General features: G+C 72.6%; 23 protein-coding genes and 1 pseudogene. 10 read left to right on the forward strand and 14 right to left on the reverse strand.

The annotated features are described in order from the left end of the window. Nucleotides 1–2 precede the first annotated feature (2 nt). The 4 genes and pseudogenes from AC5L38_RS31515 to AC5L38_RS31530 form a co-directional block, all read right to left on the reverse strand. Nucleotides 3–1,058: an aldo/keto reductase gene (locus AC5L38_RS31515; RefSeq protein ID WP_495246440.1), complete on the reverse strand. Its 1,056-nt coding sequence runs from the start codon at nt 1,056–1,058 to the stop codon at nt 3–5. Nucleotides 1,059–1,153: 95 nt separating this feature from the next. Further along, complete coding sequence (locus AC5L38_RS31520; RefSeq protein WP_495246441.1) at nt 1,154–1,972, reverse strand: helix-turn-helix transcriptional regulator; 819 nt, start codon at nt 1,970–1,972, stop codon at nt 1,154–1,156. Between the two features lie 135 nt (nt 1,973–2,107). After that, nucleotides 2,108–2,299: pseudogene (locus AC5L38_RS31525) on the reverse strand (Tn3 family transposase); the annotation flags it as partial. Between the two features lie 16 nt (nt 2,300–2,315). Beyond that, on the reverse strand, nt 2,316–2,492 hold the full coding sequence (locus tag AC5L38_RS31530; RefSeq protein ID WP_495246442.1) for a hypothetical protein: 177 nt from the start codon (nt 2,490–2,492) through the stop codon (nt 2,316–2,318). 343 nt (nt 2,493–2,835) lie between these two features. Here AC5L38_RS31530 and AC5L38_RS31535 point away from each other — a divergent pair, with 343 nt between their 5' ends. Continuing rightward, the gene (locus AC5L38_RS31535; RefSeq protein WP_495246443.1) at nt 2,836–3,240 is read left to right on the forward strand and encodes a VOC family protein; all 405 of its coding nucleotides are present in this window, start codon (nt 2,836–2,838) and stop codon (nt 3,238–3,240) included. A gap of 254 nt (nt 3,241–3,494) precedes the next feature. Here AC5L38_RS31535 and AC5L38_RS31540 read toward each other — a convergent pair whose 3' ends face one another. Next, nucleotides 3,495–4,223, reverse strand: coding sequence for an SDR family oxidoreductase (locus tag AC5L38_RS31540; RefSeq protein WP_495246444.1), 729 nt, complete (start codon nt 4,221–4,223; stop codon nt 3,495–3,497). A gap of 114 nt (nt 4,224–4,337) precedes the next feature. Here AC5L38_RS31540 and AC5L38_RS31545 point away from each other — a divergent pair, with 114 nt between their 5' ends. Beyond that, nucleotides 4,338–4,727 carry a MerR family transcriptional regulator gene (locus AC5L38_RS31545; RefSeq protein ID WP_495246445.1) on the forward strand — a complete coding sequence of 130 codons (390 nt, stop codon included), beginning with the start codon at nt 4,338–4,340 and terminating at the stop codon, nt 4,725–4,727. Between the two features lie 219 nt (nt 4,728–4,946). Further along, the gene (locus tag AC5L38_RS31550; protein ID WP_495246446.1) at nt 4,947–5,939 is read left to right on the forward strand and encodes a DUF6183 family protein; all 993 of its coding nucleotides are present in this window, start codon (nt 4,947–4,949) and stop codon (nt 5,937–5,939) included. Between the two features lie 108 nt (nt 5,940–6,047). Here the strand turns inward: AC5L38_RS31550 and AC5L38_RS31555 are convergent, their stop codons facing one another. Next, nucleotides 6,048–6,614, reverse strand: coding sequence for a TetR/AcrR family transcriptional regulator (locus tag AC5L38_RS31555; protein ID WP_495246447.1), 567 nt, complete (start codon nt 6,612–6,614; stop codon nt 6,048–6,050). A 101-nt stretch (nt 6,615–6,715) separates the two neighbouring features. Here AC5L38_RS31555 and AC5L38_RS31560 point away from each other — a divergent pair, with 101 nt between their 5' ends. Beyond that, nucleotides 6,716–7,639 carry an NmrA/HSCARG family protein gene (locus tag AC5L38_RS31560; protein WP_495246448.1) on the forward strand — a complete coding sequence of 308 codons (924 nt, stop codon included), beginning with the start codon at nt 6,716–6,718 and terminating at the stop codon, nt 7,637–7,639. 68 nt (nt 7,640–7,707) lie between these two features. Here AC5L38_RS31560 and AC5L38_RS31565 read toward each other — a convergent pair whose 3' ends face one another. Next, nucleotides 7,708–8,658: an NADP-dependent oxidoreductase gene (locus tag AC5L38_RS31565; RefSeq protein WP_495246449.1), complete on the reverse strand. Its 951-nt coding sequence runs from the start codon at nt 8,656–8,658 to the stop codon at nt 7,708–7,710. 48 nt (nt 8,659–8,706) lie between these two features. Between AC5L38_RS31565 and AC5L38_RS31570 the strand changes: the two genes are divergently transcribed. Further along, nucleotides 8,707–9,330: a TetR/AcrR family transcriptional regulator gene (locus AC5L38_RS31570; protein WP_495246450.1), complete on the forward strand. Its 624-nt coding sequence runs from the start codon at nt 8,707–8,709 to the stop codon at nt 9,328–9,330. 97 nt (nt 9,331–9,427) lie between these two features. Here the strand turns inward: AC5L38_RS31570 and AC5L38_RS31575 are convergent, their stop codons facing one another. Continuing rightward, nucleotides 9,428–10,735: an aspartate aminotransferase family protein gene (locus tag AC5L38_RS31575; protein ID WP_495246451.1), complete on the reverse strand. Its 1,308-nt coding sequence runs from the start codon at nt 10,733–10,735 to the stop codon at nt 9,428–9,430. Nucleotides 10,736–10,865: 130 nt separating this feature from the next. Between AC5L38_RS31575 and AC5L38_RS31580 the strand changes: the two genes are divergently transcribed. After that, on the forward strand, nt 10,866–11,777 hold the full coding sequence (locus AC5L38_RS31580; RefSeq protein ID WP_495246452.1) for a LysR family transcriptional regulator: 912 nt from the start codon (nt 10,866–10,868) through the stop codon (nt 11,775–11,777). A 34-nt stretch (nt 11,778–11,811) separates the two neighbouring features. Here AC5L38_RS31580 and AC5L38_RS31585 read toward each other — a convergent pair whose 3' ends face one another. Continuing rightward, complete coding sequence (locus AC5L38_RS31585) at nt 11,812–12,615, reverse strand: TetR/AcrR family transcriptional regulator (protein ID WP_495246453.1); 804 nt, start codon at nt 12,613–12,615, stop codon at nt 11,812–11,814. An 11-nt stretch (nt 12,616–12,626) separates the two neighbouring features. On the opposite strand from AC5L38_RS31585, the gene AC5L38_RS31590 reads away from it, so the two are divergent. Continuing rightward, nucleotides 12,627–13,829: an FAD-dependent monooxygenase gene (locus tag AC5L38_RS31590; RefSeq protein WP_495246454.1), complete on the forward strand. Its 1,203-nt coding sequence runs from the start codon at nt 12,627–12,629 to the stop codon at nt 13,827–13,829. Between the two features lie 37 nt (nt 13,830–13,866). Here the strand turns inward: AC5L38_RS31590 and AC5L38_RS31595 are convergent, their stop codons facing one another. Next, on the reverse strand, nt 13,867–15,039 hold the full coding sequence (locus AC5L38_RS31595) for a macrolide family glycosyltransferase (RefSeq protein WP_495246455.1): 1,173 nt from the start codon (nt 15,037–15,039) through the stop codon (nt 13,867–13,869). A 41-nt stretch (nt 15,040–15,080) separates the two neighbouring features. Between AC5L38_RS31595 and AC5L38_RS31600 the strand changes: the two genes are divergently transcribed. Next, nucleotides 15,081–15,680, forward strand: coding sequence for a TetR/AcrR family transcriptional regulator (locus tag AC5L38_RS31600; protein ID WP_495246456.1), 600 nt, complete (start codon nt 15,081–15,083; stop codon nt 15,678–15,680). A 90-nt stretch (nt 15,681–15,770) separates the two neighbouring features. On the opposite strand, the gene AC5L38_RS31605 is transcribed toward AC5L38_RS31600, so the two are convergent. The 3 genes from AC5L38_RS31605 to AC5L38_RS31615 form a co-directional block, all read right to left on the reverse strand. Continuing rightward, nucleotides 15,771–15,935: a hypothetical protein gene (locus tag AC5L38_RS31605; protein WP_495246457.1), complete on the reverse strand. Its 165-nt coding sequence runs from the start codon at nt 15,933–15,935 to the stop codon at nt 15,771–15,773. Nucleotides 15,936–16,004: 69 nt separating this feature from the next. Then, nucleotides 16,005–17,216 carry a site-specific integrase gene (locus AC5L38_RS31610; RefSeq protein WP_495246458.1) on the reverse strand — a complete coding sequence of 404 codons (1,212 nt, stop codon included), beginning with the start codon at nt 17,214–17,216 and terminating at the stop codon, nt 16,005–16,007. Nucleotides 17,217–17,233: 17 nt separating this feature from the next. Then, complete coding sequence (locus tag AC5L38_RS31615) at nt 17,234–17,464, reverse strand: hypothetical protein (protein WP_495246459.1); 231 nt, start codon at nt 17,462–17,464, stop codon at nt 17,234–17,236. 259 nt (nt 17,465–17,723) lie between these two features. Between AC5L38_RS31615 and AC5L38_RS31620 the strand changes: the two genes are divergently transcribed. Continuing rightward, complete coding sequence (locus tag AC5L38_RS31620; RefSeq protein WP_495246460.1) at nt 17,724–18,872, forward strand: sensor histidine kinase; 1,149 nt, start codon at nt 17,724–17,726, stop codon at nt 18,870–18,872. Between the two features lie 102 nt (nt 18,873–18,974). Then, nucleotides 18,975–19,577, forward strand: coding sequence for a response regulator (locus AC5L38_RS31625; RefSeq protein WP_495246461.1), 603 nt, complete (start codon nt 18,975–18,977; stop codon nt 19,575–19,577). 17 nt (nt 19,578–19,594) lie between these two features. Here AC5L38_RS31625 and AC5L38_RS31630 read toward each other — a convergent pair whose 3' ends face one another. Next, the gene (locus AC5L38_RS31630; RefSeq protein ID WP_495246462.1) at nt 19,595–20,752 is read right to left on the reverse strand and encodes an alpha/beta hydrolase family protein; all 1,158 of its coding nucleotides are present in this window, start codon (nt 20,750–20,752) and stop codon (nt 19,595–19,597) included. Between the last annotated feature and the right edge of the window lies 1 nt (nt 20,753).

Raw genomic sequence — 20,753 nt, forward strand, 5'->3', positions numbered from 1 at the left:
CCTCAGCGAACGAACGCCTGAGCGGCCAGGCCGTTGACGGTGGTGTCTCCCTGCTGAAAGCCGACCATCGACTCGATCAGGTTGTACGGGTAATCGAGGTCAGGTGCCGTCAACGCGTCGAGCCGGGCCGCCTGCTCGGCGGTGAGGGTGACGTCGAGCGAGGCGAGGTTGGCCTGCAGTTGCTCGGGGGTACGGGCCCCGATCAGCGTGCTGGTGACCTCGGGCCGCCGCCGGACCCAGGCCAGCGCGACCGCGGCCACCGTCGCGCCGAGCTCGCCGGCGATGTCCTGCAGCGCGTCGAGCAGGACGAACGTGGACTCGGTCAGGTGCGGACCCGCGTACGCGGCGCGCCCCGAGCCGGCCACCTCCGTGGTGGTGCGCGCGTACTTGCCGGACAAGGCTCCGCTGGCCAGCGGACTCCACGGAGTGATGCCAAGGCCGAACCGCCGGGCCGCGCCGAACGTCTCCCCCTCGACGCTGCGGGCCAGCAGCGAGTACTCGACCTGCAACGCCGCGATCGGCTCCCAGCTCAGGAGCCGGGCGGCGGTGGCGGCCTCGGCCACCTGCCAGGCCGGCACGTTGGACAGGCCGATCGAGTGGATCTTCCCAGCCCGTACCAGGTCGGTGAGGGTGGACAGGGTCTCCTCGATCGGGGTGTGCCGGTCCCACTGATGCATCCAGTACAAATCCACGTAGTCGGTGTTCAACCGGCGCAGCGAAGCGTCGAGCTGGGCCCGGATCGCCTTGCGGCCGGCGCCGCCGGAGTTCGGGTCGTCGGGCGCCATGCTGCCGCCGAACTTGGTGGCCAGCACCACCCGATCCCGGATCCCGGGGCGCTTGCCGAAGTATGCGCCGAGCGTGCTCTCCGAGGCGCCGCCGTTGTACATGTTGGCGGTGTCGACGAAGTTGCCGCCGGCCTCCAGGTAGCGGTCCAGGATCGCGTACGACGTCTCAGGGCCGGAGCCCCAGCTGCCGTCGTCGAAGGTCATCGCGCCGAGCGCCAGCGGGCTGACCCGCAGGCCCGAGGTGCCCAGCGTGCGATATGAGGTGAGGGACATGACATTCCTTGGTGTGCGGTACGAGCTGTTCCGCAACCCACCTTCGTCCCTCACGAGCCGCTGAAGAAGGCCGCGCGAGAGGGGGTGTACGACACCTAGGAACGGCTTCGCGCCGCGACGAGCCCGGCCACGGCCTCGGCACTGCGGCTGCCCGGCTCGGGCGTGCCGACCAGGAGCTGCTGACCGGGCGCGTCGCTGACGTCGAAGATCTGATAGGTCAGTTCCACCCGCCCGGCCTCGGGATGCACGAAGACCTTGTCCGTGCGGGTGAGCTCGCCCACGACCTGGTCGTGCCAGAGCGACCGGAACGCCTCGGAGGCGCCGAGCAGTTCTTCGACCAGGGCCTTGATCTGCGGGTCATCGGGGAATTGGCCGGCGTGCAGCCGCAGCGCGTGCACGGTCTTGGGCACGATCTCGTCCCAGGTGGCGAACACCACCTGGGCCTGGGGGTGGGTGAACAGGACCCGCACCATGTTCGGCTCGCCGCCGAAGGGCGATAGCAACGCGGCCGCGACCGCGTTGGTGGCCAGCACGTCAAAGGCGGGCCCGAGGACGTAGGCCGCCGACGCCGGAAACGAGTCCAGGAGCCAGGCCAGCGCGGGATGCACCCGGGTCCGGTCCGCGTCCGGGGCCAGGCCCGGATTCAGGCCGGCCAGCCGGTACAGATGCTCGCGCGAATCGTGATCCAGGCGTATCGCGCGGCTGATCGCCTCCAGCACCGGAGCCGACGGATTGCGCTCCCGCCCCTGCTCCAGCCGGGCGTAGTAGTCGCTGCTGACCCCCGCCAGCACCGCGACCTCCTCCCGGCGCAACCCCGCTACCCGCCGCTTGGCACCCGACGGAAACCCGACCTCCCCAGGCTCGATCCGCGCCCGATGCGCCTTGAGAAACTCGCCGAACTCTGTCGTGTACATGCTGGTCACCCCGCCCAACCTATAACCCCTCGCACCGGGCACCGCATTCCAGGCATGAGCATCGCCTCACCCCGGACGCTCACACTGCCCGTAGACAACAGGCCCGCTCACCGCGGGAGCGACCAATCTGCCCCCTCACCCCGAGCGCTGGCCGACATAATCCGCGAGATCCTCGCAGAGGAAGATCGTTCCGACGGCGCGGCCGAGCTCTTCGATCGCCTGGTAGGAGGGGGGCTTGGGGCCGCCGCGGGTGAAGCGGCGCGGCATCTGGTGCGACTCGGCGGTGCGCAACCGCAGCGCGGTCGCATGCTTGATCATCCGATCGTAGTGGCGGGCGACCGGTTCACGGCCGCCTTCGGCGCGTCCTCCCGCCGGGGAGGCGCCTCTCCAACTCGAAGAACTTCAGCAACAGCGCGAACCCGAGCCGGGTCGCGCCACTCTTGTTCGCCGGCAGAACGGTCTCCGCCGCATCCGGCGTCCAGCACTCGATGAGGTCCTTCGGCTCCCACTCTCTTCGCACCGGCAGAGCTCCTTGTCCCCCCGATCGCAGTGAAGGTTCGAGAGCACACGCTGATCCGCTTCACTGCCGCTACGGCCCGGTACCGCCCTCCTGTGATAATTACGTCCTGATTCGCCGACATCACAGAGAGCTACTTTGGGTCTCATCGCGCGAACCCGAGCGGAGAGCGGAGTAGGACGGCCCGGAGATCTCACGAGAAGGAGCCGCCGACGCCGGCCGGGTCCGCTCCGGCCGGTGCGGCGACAGCGCCCCGGCCGCTCGCGGCGGGCGGCGTGCTCGCCCCGCCGTCAGGGCCCCGGCGGGGGAGTGGCGCCTTCGTCCGGGCGGCAATACCCTGCCGGGCATGCGCATGCTGCACCTCGGGTTGAGGGTCACCGACCTGGAACGCTCGCTCGCCTTCTACACCGCCCTCGGGTACGCCGAGCGCGGCGGTGTCCCCGAGACGGAGTTCGGCAGCCTGACCATGCTCCAGCTGCCCGGCGACCCGTTCATCAGCCTCGAGCTCGTGCACGACCCCGCGAGACCGGTCAGGGACATCGGCGCCGTCAACCATCTCGTCGTCCAGGTGGACGATCTCGACGTCACGATCGCCGATCTCGCGGCCAGGGGCGTCACGGCCGAGCCTCCGGCGGACCTGGGGGAGGGGATGCGGACGTCATGGCTGACCGATCCCGACGGCTACCGGATCGAGCTCGTGCAGTGGCCGCCCGGCCATCCGGCCGGCATGACCGGGGACGATTTCGTCTGAGGGCCCGTTCCCCGCGAGGGGCCTCGGGAAGCTGCCGGCGTGGGTGGCCCGGGACGTGTCCTCGTCCCCCCGAGAGCCGCCGCCGACACCGGCAGGACACCGCCGACACCGGCGGGACGCCGAGGAGACCGCGGGACGTTAAGGACACCGGCGGGGCACCGGCGGGACACCGGCGGAACCCGGGGCCGCCGCGCTCCCGGTGACCGCCCCGGGCGACCGCGGGCCGGCCGGCGGCCCTGCCGCACACCCCCCGATCAGCGACTCCCGCCGGCATCGGCCCTCGAGGCGATCCGCGGGTACAGCACGCTCGGATCCGCCGACAGGGCCGCCTTGACCTGGACGGTGTCCTCGTCGGCGAGGATCTCGATCTCGCCGGCCTCCAGCCCGTCCAGCGCGGTGCGCACGACGTCGGCGGGGTCGTTCTTCTCCACGTCGTAGGCCGCCAGCATGTCGGTGTCGGTGCTGCCCACGTGCAGGCCCGTGACCGTGGTCCCCTGACGTGCGAGTTCCAGGCGGATGCCGTTGGTCAGGCCCCACTCGGCCGCCTTCGCCGCGCTGTAGGCGCTGGCCCCCTCGTGGGACATCCACGACAACAGCGACATGACATTCAGGATCGCCCCGCCGCCGTTGCGGGCCAGCACGGGGGCGAACGCCCGGACCATGTTGAGCGTGCCGAAGAAGTGCGTCTCCATCTCCAGCCGGATCTTCTCCAGGTCCCCGGTGACCAGGGGCTGGAAGGTGGCGACGCCGGCGTTGTTGATCAACAGGGTGACGTCGCCCGCCGCGGCGGCCGCGGCGGCGACCGCCGCCGGGTCGGTGATGTCGAGCCGGAGCACCTCGACGCCGGGAATGTCGACGAGCTCGGGCGTACGCGCGGTCGCGTAGACCTTCGCCGCACCCCGCCGCAGCAGCTGCCGCGCGAAGTGCAGGCCGAGGCCACGGTTGGCGCCGGTTACGAGCGCGACGGAATCGGCGATCTGCATGGTTGCCTCCTGATGGGCCTGAGTCGTTCTTGTCCAGGTCGGTCGAGGGCTACGCTAAAACCTGACGTTGACGTCAGAGGCAAGCATTATGACCGAGGCCACAGGGAGATGCCCATGCGTATCGGCGAACTGGCCGCCAGGGCGGGCGTGAGCGTGCGGGCCCTGCGCTACTACGAGGAACACGAGCTGCTCGCCCCGGTGCGCGACCCCGGCGGGCAGCGGCACTACCCGCGCGAGGCGGTCGACCGCGTCCAGCTGATCCAGCGGCTGTACGCCGCGGGGCTGCCGAGCAGGACGATCGTGGAACTGCTGCCGTCCGTCGAGACCGGCGAGGTGACCTCCGCGCTGCTCGACCGGCTCTCGGCCGAGCGGGACCGCATCGACGAGCGGATCGGCGGCCTGGTGAACGCCCGCGACCGGCTTGAGCGCCTCATCACCACGGCGACCCAGGCCAGGGACGCGGGCCTTCGCCACCCCGGCTGGGTGTGCCCCTCACCTCCCTGAGCCACACCGCCCCCGGGGCACTCCCACCGTGACGACGGCGTACGGCGAGATCCACCAGTGGCTCACAACCGGTGCGCAAGCCCGCCCGGCTACTCCTCAGGGTGTGCGGAGAAGAGAAGGAACGACCACCGTGCCCGCGAGCTGTGTTCCCGGCGTTCCCGGCGTTCCCGGTGTCCCCGGTGCCTCGGCCGCCGGTGGGCCGTCGTCGGGGACGCTTTCGTGAGCCGCGTCGGAGGCGGGGAGCCGCACGATCCGGCCCTGTCGCGCGTCCCGGTCGACGCGGAGTCGCTGGCGGGCCTGGTGCGCGACCGCCACACCGGCGATCGCGGGCTCCGGCAGGTCCGCGACCTGGCCGCCCTGCTGGCCGAGAAGCGGCCGGTCCACCGGTTGCTGCCGCTGCTGGAACGCCCTCCGGCCGAGCCCGGCATGTGGGCGGAGCTGGTCGCCTGCCTGGCGCAGGAGCTGGTGGTGCGCGGCGTCGACCTGACCCGGGTGCCCGCGGCGGTGCGCTGCGCGGCCGCCCTGCGGGAGCTGGGCCACCCCCTCGCGGGACTGCCCCTCAAGCGCTCCAGGGGAGAACGCCTCGTACGCCCCTCCGGCTTCCCGTGGCGGGACCGGGGCGAGTCGCACGTCCCGGAAGCCCGGCCTTCCCGGGGCCGGGAGGGCGAGCCGGAAGGAGCCCGGCCGCGGGACGCCTGGCCGGTGAAGGCGCCGGTGGGCGAGTCCAGGGTCGTGAGCACGAGGCGGGACGAGCTGCTCATCGGCTCCGCCGTGCGGCACTGGAGCAGCCCCCCGCTGGCGGCGATCGTCGAGCTTCCCCGGCGTCTCGATCCCCCGGAGGTGACGTCGTCACGGGTGAACGCGTTCCTGCCGGATGCCCTCAAGACCGTGGGCGTGCTGGAGGGCCGGCGGGAAAGCCTGGGCGACGTGGTGGGCGAGCTGCTCACCGCGGCCTACTGCGACGCCGTCTTCCGGACGGGATCGCGCGGTGCGTACGGCCGGGTGAAGGTGTGGCGGTCGATCGCGGGCCTGGTGCGCGCCCCCGCCGACGCGCCCGTGCACCGGGTCAACGAGCTCGCCGCCCGATGGACGTGGCTGGCGTTCGGGCTCACCCGTCGGGAGCCGTACTGGGTGGACCGGGAGATCGCGATCGGCGCGCTCAGCCCCGGCGGGAACGTGCTCGGCCTGCTGATCTCCCACGACACCGACTGACGCCTCGCGACCGGCCCGTGGCCGCGTACGGGAACGGGTACGGGTGACCCCTGGCCTCGGCGGGCCAGCGCGCGTGCCGCCACCGCCGCACGGTGAGCGCCATGAACGTCAGCTCTGAGGGCTCAGTCCCGCCACGGCCAGCCGGAACAGCCGGTCCGCCGCGACGGCCGGATCCGGGTGGTGCTCCGTGGCGAGGACGATGCCGACGACCAGCGTGATCAGGTCGGTGACGGTGACGCCCGCCGCCACCACGCCGTCCCGCGCGGCGCGGCGCAGCAGGGGGTCTCCCGCCTCCTCCATCATCGCCGAGCAGCTGTTCTCGTACACCGAGCCGGGCCCGGCACCCTCGTGGACCAGCGCGGCCGCCAGCCCGCGGGCGGAGACGGAGTAGGCGACGACTTCGCCCAGCCACTCCAGGAGCGCGCCGCGGCTGTCGCGTTCGCCGGCCAGGTCCCGGGCGCGGACGCACAGGGCCTCGATCCTTTTGTGGGAGACCGCCTCCAGCAGCGCGCGGCGGCCGGGGAAGTGCCGGCGTACGGTCGCCGAGCCGACTCCCGCGGTGCGGGCGATCTGTTCCAGGGAGGCCGCGCCGCCGTGGGCGGCGACCTCCTTCTCGGCCACGGCGAGGATCCGCGCGTGGTTGCGCCTGGCGTCCGCGCGCCGGCGTTCGGGCATGGCGTCATCTCCGTGTTTGCTAAGTGGCGGGCCCCGCCGTATCGTACCGCAGAGAAAACGGCGGGCCCCGCCGTTTATTGGGTCAGTACCCGAGGAGCACCATGTCCGCAGATTCCGCACCCGTTCTGGTCACCGGCGCCACCGGCAGGCAGGGCGGGGCGACCGCCCGCGCCCTGCTCGCGGCGGGCGTCCCCGTCCGCGCCCTGGTGCGCGACCCGGCCACCGACCGGGCCAGGGCCGTCGAGGCGCTCGGTGCCGAGATCGTCACCGGCGATCTCCTCGACCGCGACTCGGTGGTCCGGGCCGCCAAGGGCGCCCGCGCCGTCTTCTCCGTGCAGATGCCCGCCATCACCGCGGAGGGCTTCGACTACGACGGGGAGGTGGCCCAGGGGGTCAACCTCATCGAGGGCGCGAAGGCCGCCGGGGTGCCGCAGTTCGTGCACACCTCCGTCACCGGCGCCGGCGGGCACACCGAGACCCCCGGCTGGGCCGAGGGCCGCTGGGCCTCGCTGGAGCGCACGATGGGCGCCAAGAGCGCGATCCAGGACCGGCTCCGCGAGGCCGGCTTCCCCCACTGGACGCTCCTCAAGCCGGGCTTCTTCATGGCGAACTTCCTGCCGTCCATGGCGTTCCTGTTCCCGCGCGGCGTCGAGGGCGGCCTGGTGAGCGTCCTGAAGCCCGAGACGCGGCTGTCCCTCGTCGCGACGGAGGACATCGGCGAGGCGGCCGCCGCGGCCGTCCTCGCGCCGGAGCGGTTCGACGGGGTCGAGCTGGAGCTGGCGAGCGAATATCTGTCGATGGCGGAGATCGCCGAGGTCCTCTCCCGGGTGCTGGGCACCCCCCTGACCGCCCCGGACATGACCGAGGAGGAGGCCGTCGCCGCCGGAATGCCGGCGATGGGCGCCTCGCACGAGTGGATGAACGTGGCCGGCCAGCCGGCCCGCCCGGAGTACGCGAGGGCCCTCGGCCTCTCGCTCACCACCTTCGAGGAGTGGGCGCGAAAGCACATGCGGGCCAGTGCCTGACAGGGCCTGACAGGGACTGACGGGGCCTCGCCCGTGGCCGGTCGCGGTGACGGGCCACGGGCGTCCGCTCAGCCCACCAGCACGATCTTGCCGCGGGCGTGGCGGCTCTCGCTCAGCTCGTGCGCGGCCGCGGCCTCGGCGAGCGGGAACGCCGCCGCGACCGGCACCCGCAGCCGGCCCTCGCCGGCGAGCGTGACCGCGATCGCGAGACCGTGCAGCGCCAGCGGGTCGGCGGAGGCTCCCACGGCCTCGCCCGTGGCGTCGGCCGGCGCCCCGTGCGACATGTGCACGCCGTGGGCCGCCGCGCCGAGGTCGGCGATCGTCACCACGCGCGCCGCGTCGCCGGCGATGGCGACGAGGTCCGGCAGCGCCCCTCCGGCGCAGTCGAACACCGCGTCCACCCCGGCCGGTGCCAGCGTGCGGACCCGTTCGGCGAGCCCCGGCCCGTACGTCGTCGGCCGCGCGCCGAGGGAACGCAGGAAGTCGTGGTTGTGCTCACCGGCCGTGCCGATGACGGTGGCGCCGCGGGCGGCCGCGAGCTGGACGGCGACGGTGCCCACCCCGCCGGCCGCGCCCTGCACGAGCACGGTGTGCCCGGTGCCGACCGCGAGCCGGTCCAGGACCCGGGTGGCCGTCTCGACGCCGCCCGCGGCGCCGCCCGCCTCCTCCCAGCTCCACGCGGCCGGTTTGGGCGCCCAGGCGGCCAGGACCGCGAAGTCGGCGTTGGCACCGCGCGCGGCCGTGGTGGTCATGCCGAACACCTCGTCGCCGACCTCCACGCCCGTGACGCCGTCGCCGACCTCGTCAACCACGCCCGCGGCGTCGAACCCGGTCCGGTACGGGAACGTCAGGGGCACCACGTCACGCATCTCCCCGGAGCGGATGCGTACCTCCCCGGGCGAGATCCCGGAGGCCCGTACGGCGACGCGGATCCTGCCCGGTCCGGCGTGCGGCGCCTCCACCTCGGCGAGGTGCACGACGCCGGGCGGGCCGTACTCGGTGAACTGGACTGCTCTCATGCGCCGACCGTAACGGAGCACCCCGTCCGTTTGGCTAAAGTGAGAGCGGTGACGGCCCAAGTGGTAACGAGGCTCCGCTCCGACGCCCGCGACAACCGCGAACGCATCCTCGCCGCGGCTCGCGCGGCCTTCGCCACCGAGGGCCTGGAGGTGCCGATCCGGGAGATCGCCCGGCGCGCCGAGGTCGGTGTCGCGACCGTCTACAGGCGCTTCCCGACCAAGGAGGCGCTGCTGGCCGAGGCCTTCGCCGAGCAGATGGCCTCCTGCTCGGTGATCGTGCGGGAGGGGCTGGCGGCGAGCGACCCGTGGAGCGGTTTCCGTCTCGTGATCGAGAGGCTCATGGAGGTGCACGCCCTCGACCGGGGCTTCGCCCGCGCGTTCACCTCGCGCCTTCCGCAGGCGGCCGACTTCGCCGCCGACCGCGACCGCACGCTGCGCATGCTGTTCGAGCTGGTGCGGCGCGCGAAGGAGGCGGGCTCCCTGCGCGGGGACTTCGTGCTGGAGGACATCAGCCTGGCGCTGATGGCCAACGAGGGCATCCGCGCCGACTCACCCGAGATGAGGGTGGCGGCGTCACACCGTTTCGCGGCCCTGATGATCCAGTCGTTCCAGGCGAACCCCGTCTCGGCGCCGCTCCCGCCGGCCGTCCGGCTGCCCCTCTCCAGGGGCTAGCGGACGCGTTCGCGTCCCGGCGGGAGTGCCCGAGGTCGTCGAGCACGGTCGTGCCCTCCTCGGCGGGACCGGCCGCTCGCCGGCCGAGGGCTCCGCGTCACCCCGCGCCGGCGTCGAGCACGACCTTCAGAGACGCCTCGAGGATGTCCAGGCCGGCGTGCAGCTCGTCCTCCCCGATCGTGAGGGGCGGGGCCACGCGGAAGATGCCGCCCATCCCGGGGAGCTGGACGATGTTCATGTGCAGGCCCCGTTCGAGACAGGCCGAGGTGATCGCCTTGCCCAGCTCGTCGGCGGGTGTCCTGCTCTTCTTGTCCTTGACGAGTTCGACGCCCTGCAGCAGGCCGCGGCCGCGGACGTCGCCGACGACCTCGTAGGTGTCGCGGAGCGCGAGCAGCCGGTCGGTGAGCTGGCCGCCCAGCCTCGCGGCACGCTCGGTGAGGTTCTCGCGGGCGATGACGTCGAGGACCGTCAGCGCGACGGAGGCCGCCAGGGGGTCGGAGACGTGGGTGGTGTAGAAGAGGAAGCCCCGGTCGTGACAGGTTCGCTCGATCTCGGCGGTCGTGACGACGGCCGCCACGGGCAGCCCGGCCCCCAGGGTCTTCGACAGGGTCAGGATGTCGGGGGCGACCCCGTCGCGTTCGAACGCGTACATCGATCCGGTGCGGCCGAGACCGGTCTGGGCCTCGTCCAGGATGAGCAGCATGCCGCGTTCGTCGCACATCTCTCTGAGGCGGCGCAGATACCCGGGGGGCAGGTCGATGATCCCGCCCGAGGACAGGATGGGCTCGACGAGGCAGGCGGCGAGGCTTCCGGCGGACTGCTGGTCGACCAGGGCGAAGCCGTAGGCGAGCTCGGCCTCCCAGTCGTGTGACCCGTCGGAGGAGCGGAACGGCGAGCGGTAGGCGTTCGGCGAGGGCAGCGCGAGGTTTCCCGGTGTCTGGGGACCGTAGCCACGCCGCCCGGCGGAGAAGGTCGCGGCGGCGGCTCCCTGGGTCATGCCGTGCCAGGAGCGGTCGAAGGAGACGATCTCGAAGCGGCCGGTGGAGAGCTTGGCCATCTTGATCGCGGCCTCGTTCGCCTCGGCTCCGGTGGTGAGCAGCAGCATCTTGCCGAGCGCCGGGGGCAGGGTCGCGGTGAGCCTGCGGGCGAGTTCCAGGACGGGGGTGCTGAGCATGCCGCTGAAGAGGTGGTCCAGGGAGGCGACCGCCGAGGAGACCGTCGCCACGATGTCGGGGTGCGCGTGGCCGAGGATGGCACTCATCTGTCCCGAGGTGAAGTCGAGGATCGGCGTGCCCTGGCGATCGTAGACGTAGGCGCCGGAGGCGCGTTCGATGACGCGCGGGGTGAAGCCGGCCCCGTAGCGGATCAGGAGACGGTCTGCCTCGTCCCAGAATGTCGTGTCCATCGCCAACCTCTCTCGCCGTGCCCGAGACGACGTGAGATGTCGTGCTCGATGTCATCTTCGGTGGGCGGCACCTCTCGTAACAAGCAAACAAATGTGCCTCATCATTCGGTGTTGCCTTACTTTTGGTGCCATGCTCAACCCGCAACGTCTCGCGATCCTGCGCGCGGTCCTGGCAGCCGGCTCGATCAACAAAGCGGCGCGGAACCTCAGCTACTCTCCCGCGACGATCAGCCAGCACATGGCCACCCTGGCCAAGGAGACCGGGCTGGTCCTTTTCGAGAAGCAGGGGCGCGGCATCAGTCCCACCGACGCCGCACGGCACCTGGCGGACCAGGCCCAGTCGCTGCTGGCCGACTTCGGGCGTCTCGAACGCGTCGTCGCCGACCTCCGGGGCGGTCAGGCGCAGTATCTGGCGATCGCCTGTTTCGCCTCCGCGGCCGAGCGGTGGATCCCGGAGGTCGTGCGGACCGTTCGCCGGCACCAGCCGAATCTCACGGTCGAGGTGAGCCTCAACGAGCCCGTCGACGGGCGCGGTCGCCGGCGGCCGGATCTCGACATCCGGACCGAGCCCGCAGGCGGGGCCGAGGTGCATCTGGACGGCTACCAGCGTCATGAGCTGCTCGTCGAGGAGCTCGTCGCCGTGCTTCCCGGTGACCACCCTCTCGCCGGTGCCCGCGAGCTCGCCCTCCGGGAGCTCGCGGGCGAGCCCTGGATCGATCACGACATCTACGACAGCCCGATCGGGCAGATCATCCTGACGGCCTGCGGGGCCGCCGGGTTCACGCCGCGCTACGCCGCCCGCCTGGACGACCACCGGGCGGCGCTGCGGCTGGTGGAGGCGGGGGTCGGCGTCACGGTCCTGCCGCGCCTGGCCGTCGCGGAGCTGCCCGGCGCAGTCGTCGCCAGGCCGGTGGTCCGCCCCGCCCTCCTGCGGCGCATTGTCGTCCACGCCCGCCGGGACCGGCGCCGCGGCGACCTCGTCGCCCGCGCGGTGGCACAGCTTCGCGACAGCGCCCGCGCCGGTGAGGGAGGGCGCGCGTAGCGCCGGCCCTGAGGTCCGCCACGCCGTGCGGGCCTCAGGGGGCCGGGGCGCGGGTGCGGATCAGGGCTTCGACGCCGTCCAGGATCCGGGCCAGGCCGAACGCGTAGTCCAGTCGCCGCTCCTCCCGAGGGGTGTCCCGCGGGTAGTCGTAGGCGCCCGCGTCGATCGCCGCGCGCAGGGCCGGGAAGCGCCGCGCGTCCACCAGGTCGCCGAGCAGCGCGTTGTGGGCGGCGACGGGCTCCTGCAGGGCTGCCCCGCCCAGGTCGGCGGTGAGGCGCGCGGTGGCGTGCATGTAGTTGGCGACCAGCAGCACGACGCCCGCCTTGTCGGCCTCGGTGAGCCCGGTGCCGTGCAGCGCGGCGAGGGCGCGGTCGGTCCACGCGAGCTGGTTGGGGGTGATCGGCGGCCCGGTGATGGGCAGGTGCACGATCCAGGCGTGGGCTCGCAGCATCTCCCACTGGGCCCGGCACCAGCGCTCCAGGGCGCTCCGCCAGCCGTCGTGGGGCTCGTCGAGCTCGGCCGGCACCGTCGCGACCGCGTCCAGCATCATCAGGAGCAGCTCGTTCTTGTCCTTGACGTGGCGGTACAACGACATCGGGGTGAAGCCGAGGCGTTCGGCGATCTTGGCCATCGACACGGCGTCGAGACCTTCGGCGTCGGCCGCCTCCACCGCCGCCCGGACGATGCGGGAGGGGCTCAGGCCCGGTCTGGGCCGAGGTTCCGGCTCCGGCCTGTCCAGCCGGTCCCACAGGGCCCGGAGCCCGGGCGGCAGCTCGCCGTTCATCGTCTTCCCCCGGCGTTCGATCGGTGGCTTGCGGTCATCGTGAGTATATGCCATAGACTCGGTATATGGCATATACAGCGATAGTCGCCGGCGGTGGCATCTCGGGGATGTCGAGCGCGCTCGCCCTGCACAGGGCCGGGATCGAGGCGGTGGTCTACGAGGCCTACGACCGCCCGGCCGACAACGCGGGCGCTTTCCTCACGCTGGCGGTGAACGCCCTGGACGCCCTGCGCGCGCTCGACCTCGACGTCGGCCGGCTCGGCTTCGAAACGTCGCACATCACGCTCACCAGCGGCTCCGGCAGGCGGATCGGCGAGCTGCCGCACGGGCCTGTCCTGCCGGACGGCACGGTCGGCCGCACCGTCAAGCGGGCCGAGCTCTACCGCGCGCTCCGTGAACAGGTCGCCCGGCGCGGGGTGCGCATCGAGTACGGCAGGCGGCTGGCCCACGCCCGCGCCACCGGTGAGGGCGTTCTGGTGACGTTCGCCGACGGCGGCACCGCCGAGGGGGACCTGCTGATCGGCGCCGACGGGCTGCGCTCGCGCGTACGCGAGATCATCGACCCGGATGCGCCCGCCGCGCGCTACGGCGGGCTGGTCAACGTGGGCGGCTACGCGCGGGGCGTCCCGGTCGGCGGCCGGCCGGGCACGATGAACGCGATCTTCGGCAGGCGCGCGTTCTTCGCCTGCGCCGCGCACCCGGACGGTGAGGTGTGGTGGGCGGCGAACCTGATGCGGGCCACCGAGCCCACCCCCGCCGACGTGGCGTCGATCGGCGAGCGCCGGTGGCGGGCCGAGCTCGTCGAGGTGTTCCGGCGTGACCGCGGCCCGGCCGTGGCCCTCATCGAGGCGACGGATCGGCTCTCCAGCGGCTGGATCACCTACGACGTCCCCTCCGTGCCGAGATGGCACCGCGACCGCATGATCATCATCGGCGACGCGGCGCACGCCACCGTCCCGTCGGCCGGCCAGGGCGCGGCCATGGCCGTCGAGGACGCCGTGGTGCTGGCCAAATGCCTGCGCGACAGCCCGGACGTCGCCTCCGCCTTCGCCGCGTACGAGCGGCTGCGCCGCGAGCGGGTCGAACGCGTCGTGGCGCAGGGCAGGCGCACCGACACCTGGAAGACGCTCGGCCCCCTCGCCCGCATCCCGCGCGACCTCGTCATGACCCTCGCCATGAGGCACCTGGCCCGCACCGGCCGCGACCCCAACCGGTGGATCTACGAGCACCACCTCGACTGGGACGAGCCGGCCGGGTCCTCCCGCTGAGCGCCCGCGTCGGGCCCGCGTCGCATCGGGGGCCGGCTCACCGGCGGGCGAGGATCTCCTCCACCGCGTCGGCCGCCGCCGGGGTCCCGCCCGCGTCGGTCATCTCCCGTCGCATCCACGCCAGCCGCCCGCGAACGCGCTCGTCGCCCGCCACGTCCTCCACGGCCCCCCACAGCGCGTCGGGGGTGATCTCGCCCGGCGCCAGCACCGTGCCGAGGCCCAGCTCGGCGACGCGGTCGGCGTTGGCCCGCTGCTCGGCCATCTGCGGCACCGCCACCATGGGCACCTGGAAGTGCAGGCTCTCCATGGTGCTGCCCATCCCGGCGTGCGTGACGAAGACCCGCGCGTGCCGCAGCACGGCCAGCTGCGGCACGTGCCGGTGCACCTCCACGTTGGGCGGCACCGGCCCCAGCGCCTCCTGGTCGATCTCGCCCACGGCCAGCACGACCTGCCAGGGCCGGTCCGCCGCCGCGCGCAGCACGGTGCGGTAGAAGTCGGGCCGGTCGTTGTAGGCGGTGCCCAGCGAGACCAGCGCCACCGGAAGATCACCGGAGGGTTCCCAGCCGCCCTGGTAGGCGCGCTCGGAGATGCCCGGGCCGACGAAGGCGTACCGGTCGGTGAAGGTCTCGCCGGCGTACTGGAAGGCGCGCGGCAGCGTCACCAGCCTGAGCGTGGCCTCATCGCCCCGCATGAACGCCTGCATGTCGCGGATCCCCTCCGCCCGCAGGAAGCGGCCCAGCCGGGCGGCCATGAGCAGGAAGCGCGGGCTCAGCGGGTTGAACGTCGTGTACTTGGTGGCCATCGACCAGTGGGCGTTGCTCACCAGGTTGGGCCAGGTCTCCACCGAGGGCACCCGCCACCGCCCGGCCAGGACCCGGCCCCACCAGCACATCGGCCCGTCGTGAACCACGAGGTCGGGGGACGGGCTCTCGCCCAGCTGCGAGAGCATCGCCCTGGTCTCTTCGAGCAGCAGGCCCATGGCGCGGGCGAACTCCTTGCCGTGCATCTGCGGCGTCTTGATGTCGTCGCGTCCCTCCCAGCTGGAGGTGACCGGGACGATCTCGGCGCCGGTCTCGGCGACGCGCTCGGCGTACGCCGTCGTGGTGGCGTAGGTGACCCTGTGGCCGCGTCGCACGAGCTCGGCGGCGAGGGCCAGCGTGGGGTTGACGTGTCCGGAGGCGGCGGGGGCGAAGAACGCAACGGTTGCCATACCGCTGTATTATAATACGCGCGTATGGAAAAGAGGAGAGCATGCCGAAGAAGGTCGATCACGACGAGCGGCGCCGGCACATCGCCGAGGCCGTGCTGCGCATCGCGGGCCGCCACGGGCTGGACCGCGCCACGCTGCGCGACATCGCCGTCGAGGCGGGCATCTCGCTCGGAGCCGTGCAGCACTACTTCCGCAGCAAGGAAGAGCTGCTCCGGCACGTGATCGGCTACACGGGCGAGCAGGTCACCGCGCGGATCGTGGCCGGAATCGGAGACCTCGGCGCCACCGTCTCCGATCGATCCGTCCTGCAGGTGATGGTCGCCGAGATGCTGCCGCTGGACGCCCGCCGCCGGGCCGAGCGCCGCGTCGTCCAGGCGTTCGCCGCCCGCGCCGTGGACGCCCCCCACCTGGCCGAACCCCTGAAAGAGGGATACCTCTGGCTGCACGACCGGGTCGCCGAGCTGATCGGCCGGTCCCAGCGGGCCGGAGAGCTGCGGCCCGAGCTGGACGCCGAACGTGAGTCGATCGCACTGCTCGCCATGATCGAGGGCCTGGCCTTCGACATCCTGCTCGGCGTGCGCGACCCCGACCAGGCCATGGCGAGCCTGCGTTACCACCTGGACCGGCTGGCGGCCCGATAGGCCTTGACGAGACCCCGGAAAGCCACCTCGCAGGCCTCCACCAATGCGCCTCGAAAGACTTCACCCAGGCCGTCTCTCGATCACGAGCCGCTACACGCTCCGGCGCAGCCACCGCACAGCGGCGTCGGCGCAGTCCTCGGGGCTGCTGTCGAAGGCGATGGCGGCGCCGGGCGCGTGCCGCCGGACCAGGTTGACCACCTTCTCGAAGAATTCGAGCAACGGCTCGTGTGCGCGGATGCCGCCCCCGATCACCACACAGGCGTAGTCCTTGCGGGTCAGCGCCTCAATCAGGACCGGGCCGAGAGGTTCTGGCGGTACGGCCGGCTAGAGGCCCGCCCTGCCCATGGGGTTGTCCTTCCAGCGGTCGACGGCGCGGACGTAGCCGTGCACGGTGGGGGAGGTGGGCTTCCAGCGGCCCTGCTCGGCGATCTTGCCGGTGGGCACGTTCGCGTCGGCCAGGGTGGTGGCGCCGCCGGCGCGCAGGCCGTGGGCGCTGTAGCGTCCGGCGTCGGCCAGGCCGGCGCGCAGGGCGGCGTCCTTGACGATGGTGTTCAGCGTGACGCCCGAAAGGCGCAGGCCGCCGCGGCCGGCCCAGCCGGGGGTGCCGCCGATGCGGCCGAAGCGGTCGACGGGCCGCAGCAGCGCCCCGGTGGTGACGCCGTGCTCGCGCAGCACGGCCAGCCAGGCCTGCACCGAGCGGACCGGGCAGGTGTCCAGGTGCGAGCCGTAGGGGACCGCGACGGTCTGCCCGGCGGCGTCCTGGTCGGTCTTGCTGACGGGGATGAACACCTCCAGCCCCTGGCGCGGGAAGGCGAGGTGCTCGCAGTCGAGGGCGGCGAGCTCGCTGCGCCGGCCCATCAGCGCGAAGCCGAGCACCAGCGCGGCCCGGTCCCGGATGCCGGTGGGGGTGTCGTCGGGGGTGTGCTCGACGAGGGCGCGCAGGATGTCGACGGTGATCGGCGGGGCCTTGCGCACCGCGTTGCCGGGTTTGGTGCTCCAGTCGCGGCGGTAGGCGCGCAACGCGTCGCGGGCGGCGCTGGTGTGCGGCTTGGCCAGGCCCGCCTTGCCGTGCGCGGACGACACGCAGGCCAGTGCCTGGTCGATGCTGGCCGGGGCCAGGCCGCGACCGGCCAGCTCGGCGACGAAGCTGGCGAGGGTCGCGGCGGTGGCCGGCAGCGGGGTGCGGCCGGTGGCGGTGCACCAGGACAGGTAGCCGGCCCAGACGCGGGCGTAGGCGCGGGTGGTGTTGGCCGCGGGAGCCGCCGCGATCAGCCGCGCCGCCTCCTCGGTCACGTACTCGTCGGCCGAGTTCCGATCGCCGGCGAACGTCACCCCGTCCAGGACGACCGCGTCGTCCAGGGGCGCCGCGCCCCCGGCCGGAGCGCGCCGGGCGAGCGCGGTCCCGGGCGAGGTCGGCTCGCCGGGGGAACCCGCCCCGGCGGTGACACCGGCAGTGACACCGGCGGCGGCGAGGCGCGGCGTCGTGCCGTCGGCGTCGTCCGTATGAGCCCGCGGCGAGATGTCAGCGCTGTCCATCTGTGCATTCTGCATGATCAGCCGGGGGTCGTCATCGGCGTGGTTCCCAGCGGAGGATCCGGGAGCCCGAACGCCCCGACGGTGAACGTGACCACCGCCGCGATGTGTTCGACGTGGATGACCGGTGTGGAGGACGCCGTCGATCTCAGCAGCCGTCGCGCCCGGCAGCCGTCGCGCCCCGCGGGCGGCGCGATCTCGCCATGACCTCGCCATGACGTTTCCTGGGTGAACGTATGACGCAGCGTCACTGGTATCACCACGAAACGCTGAGAATAATGGACATACCGCGTTATTCGCTCCCGGAAAGTCACCCATGGACCCCGAAGCCCCGCGTACTCCGCCGACGGTCACCGCGACCGTCCTTCTCCGCCGCCCCGGTGCCGGACCCCTGCCCGACGGCGTGGAGTCGCGGTCGGAGAACGGCCGGTGACCGACGGTGACGGCCCTCGTCGTGGCGGGCGCTCCGACGACTCCGCGGCCGGGGGAGGAACGGCCGGACGAGGACCGGTGAGGCCCGCCCGGGAGGGACTGCGCACGATATACGGGTCCACCGAGACGACACAGGGGCGGATGCGCAAGCTCAACATCGTCATGTTCCTCCCGATGATCGCCGCCGTGGGGGCGCTGCTGGTGGCGCTGGACGCCAGGACCTGGTGGCACGCCGTCGTCCTGGGGCTGGGCGTGGCCGCGAGCCTGGTGGCCTTCGTGAGATGGGCGGCGCACGACGTCTCCCGAGTCGCGCTTCCCTGCCTGATCGTCGCCGCGGCCGTATGGGCCGCCGGGGCGCTGGTGATAGGCAGCGACACGGCGTTCTACGGCATCTCGATCGTGAGCTCCCTGACCGTCCCCCAGCTGCCGCGCCACCGGGGTCAGGTGGCCCTGGGGGCGACCGCCTACGTCGCCGCGGTGGGCGCGGCGAGGCTGCTGGTGACACAGGAACCCGTCTCCGCCGTTCTGATCGCGTACGTCATCGTCCCCACGGGCATCACCGCGGTGCTGATCGGCCTGATGTTCCCCAACAAGAGGTTCTACGCTCTGGTGGCGGAGCTGGAGGAGGCGCGGGAGCGTGACGCCGAGCTGGCCGTCATGCGGGAGCGCATGCGTTTCGCCAGCGATCTGCACGACATCCAGGGCCACACGCTGCACGTGGTGAAGCTGAAGATCGCGCTGGCCCAGAAGCTGGTGCACAGCGACGCCGAACGGGTGGAGCAGGAGCTGCGCGAGGTGCACGCCCTGGTCAGCGACACCATCACCCAGACCAAGGCGCTCGCCTACGCGCAGCGGCGGCTCAACCTGTCCGCGGAGCTGGAGAACGCGAAGAACCTCTTCGAGGCCGCGGGCATCCGCGTGCGCGTCGACCGGGAGGCCGAGGTGGACGCGCACGCGGGCGAGCTGCTCGGCCAGGTCCTGCGGGAGACGACGACCAACATCCTGCGGCACGCGCAGGCCCGGCAGGTGCGCATCACCCTGTCGGAGTCGGGTATCTCCATCGTCAACGACGGCGCTCGGGAGGCTCCGCCTCCCGAGCTGCGGGGGCTCGCCACGCTCAGGGAGCGCGTGACGGGCAGCGGGGGCGAGCTGACGGTGGAGCAGAAGGACGGGCGTTTCCTGACGGCCGCGGCGTTCCCGCACGGCCGCTCGGGCACCGCCCCCTGAGAGTTCGGGAACCGCGCCCCCGAAAGTACCGGCCCTGAAGGACCGCTCCCTGAAGGACCGCCCTCCGAAAGTACCGCCCTCCTGAACGGGGAAGGACAACTGATGACCACCGTGGTGCTCGCCGACGACGAGGCCCTCCTTCGCAAGGCGCTGGCGGCGCTGCTCCCCCTCGAAGGAGAGATCACCGTGCTCGCCGAGGCGGAGGAGGGCGAGGCGGCCGTCCAGGCCACGCTGCGGCACCGGCCCGACGTGCTCGTCATCGACCTGGAGATGCCCGGCATGGACGGGCTCGGCGCCGTCGCGGAGATCCGCCGTACGCGGCCGGAGCAGGTGATCCTCATGCTGACCCGCCATGCCAGGCCCGGGGTGCTGCGCAGGGCGCTGAGGCTCGGGGTCCAGGGCTTCGTCAGCAAGTCCGCCGAACCGGCCCACATCGTCTCGGTCATCACGGCCCTGCACGAGGGCAGGCGATGGATCGACCCCGACGTCTCCGCCCTCGCCGTCGTCGACGACTGCCCGCTCACCGACCGTGAGATCGACGTGCTGCGAGCGACCGGCGGGGGCTACTCGGTCGCCGACATCGCCGTCCAGCTCCACCTGGCGGAAGGCACGGTGCGCAACTACCTGTCGAACGCGATGCAGAAGACCCAGACCCGGACCCGGCACGAGGCGGCGCGGTACGCGCGTGAGCACGACTGGCTGTGAGCGGGGACGCGCGGGCCTCAGGGCCGGCCGCAGGTCGCGGGGCAGAACGTGACCTCGGGGTGGCGCGACGACGGCCCGTCCAGGATGGGCTGTCGTCGTGATCTCAGGTGCCGGTCGAGGAAGGCCGCCACGTAGGCGCGGGTGAGCTCGGCGGAGCGCGCCGCGGGCAGGGCGTCGGCGGGGGGCGTGATGCCGAGGGCGCCCGTCATCAGCGGCAGGTCGGTGAAGGACTGGTGGTCCGCGCCCGTCAGCACGATCCATCGCCTCCACCCGGTCAGCAGCTTCCAGTCGCGATCCCAGGAGTTGTCACGGCCGCCGGGGACGTGCTGCGGCGTACCCAGGAACATGAACGGCCGGGAGAACCCGGTCTTGGGAATGCGGGCGTAGGTTGTGCCGTCCATGTCGATCCCGGCGCGGATCCGGGGATCTTTCACCATGGCCGCCACGGCGGCGGCCCCGCCGATCGACTGGCCCGCCATCGCGATCCTGGAGCGGTCGATCAGGCCGGAGCCCTCCCACTTCGAGGTCAGCTGGTCGAGGACGAAGGAGACGTCGGCGGCCCGGCCCTGGACCACCCCCGCGCCGAAGCCCGGATCGGTGTCGCTGTCGCAGGCGAGGCACTCGGCGACCCGGCCGTCGGACAGGGTGGTGGCGTGGCTCTCGTGGGTGTGGTCGATCCCGGCCACGACGTACCCCCGGCTGGCCAGGTCCTCGGCCAGGGAGGTGAGCGTGCTCATCGGCTTGGTGAAGCCGGGGGAGAGCACCACCAGTGGAAGCCGTCGCCCCGCCGGTTCGGCGTCCTCGATCGCGTTGGTCCGTGTCCTGCTCAGCGTGTCGTACGGCACGCCCGTGCTCCTCACCCCCTTCAGGAGGAGCTCCGACTCCTTTGCCGTCATGTACGGAGCGCGCGTTCCCTCGCGTCGCCCGGTCGGGTACCACAGGGTGACCTTGAGCTGTCTGGTGCCGGCGTCGAGGTCCCAGGGGTCGGGGCGGGAGGTGTCGGTCAGGTGCAGGGCGGTGGTGCCGACCGGATGGGCGCCGGTGGGGGCGGGCAGGGTGACGGGGCCGGTCGGTGTGGGCGGCGGGCCGGCGTCGGCCCGGGGTGGCGCGGGTGCCGAGCAGGCGGAGGCGGCCAGGACGGCCAGTCCCGCGGCGACGGCCAGGAGCTGTCTCATG

Source organism: Streptosporangium nanhuense, assembly GCF_059358815.1.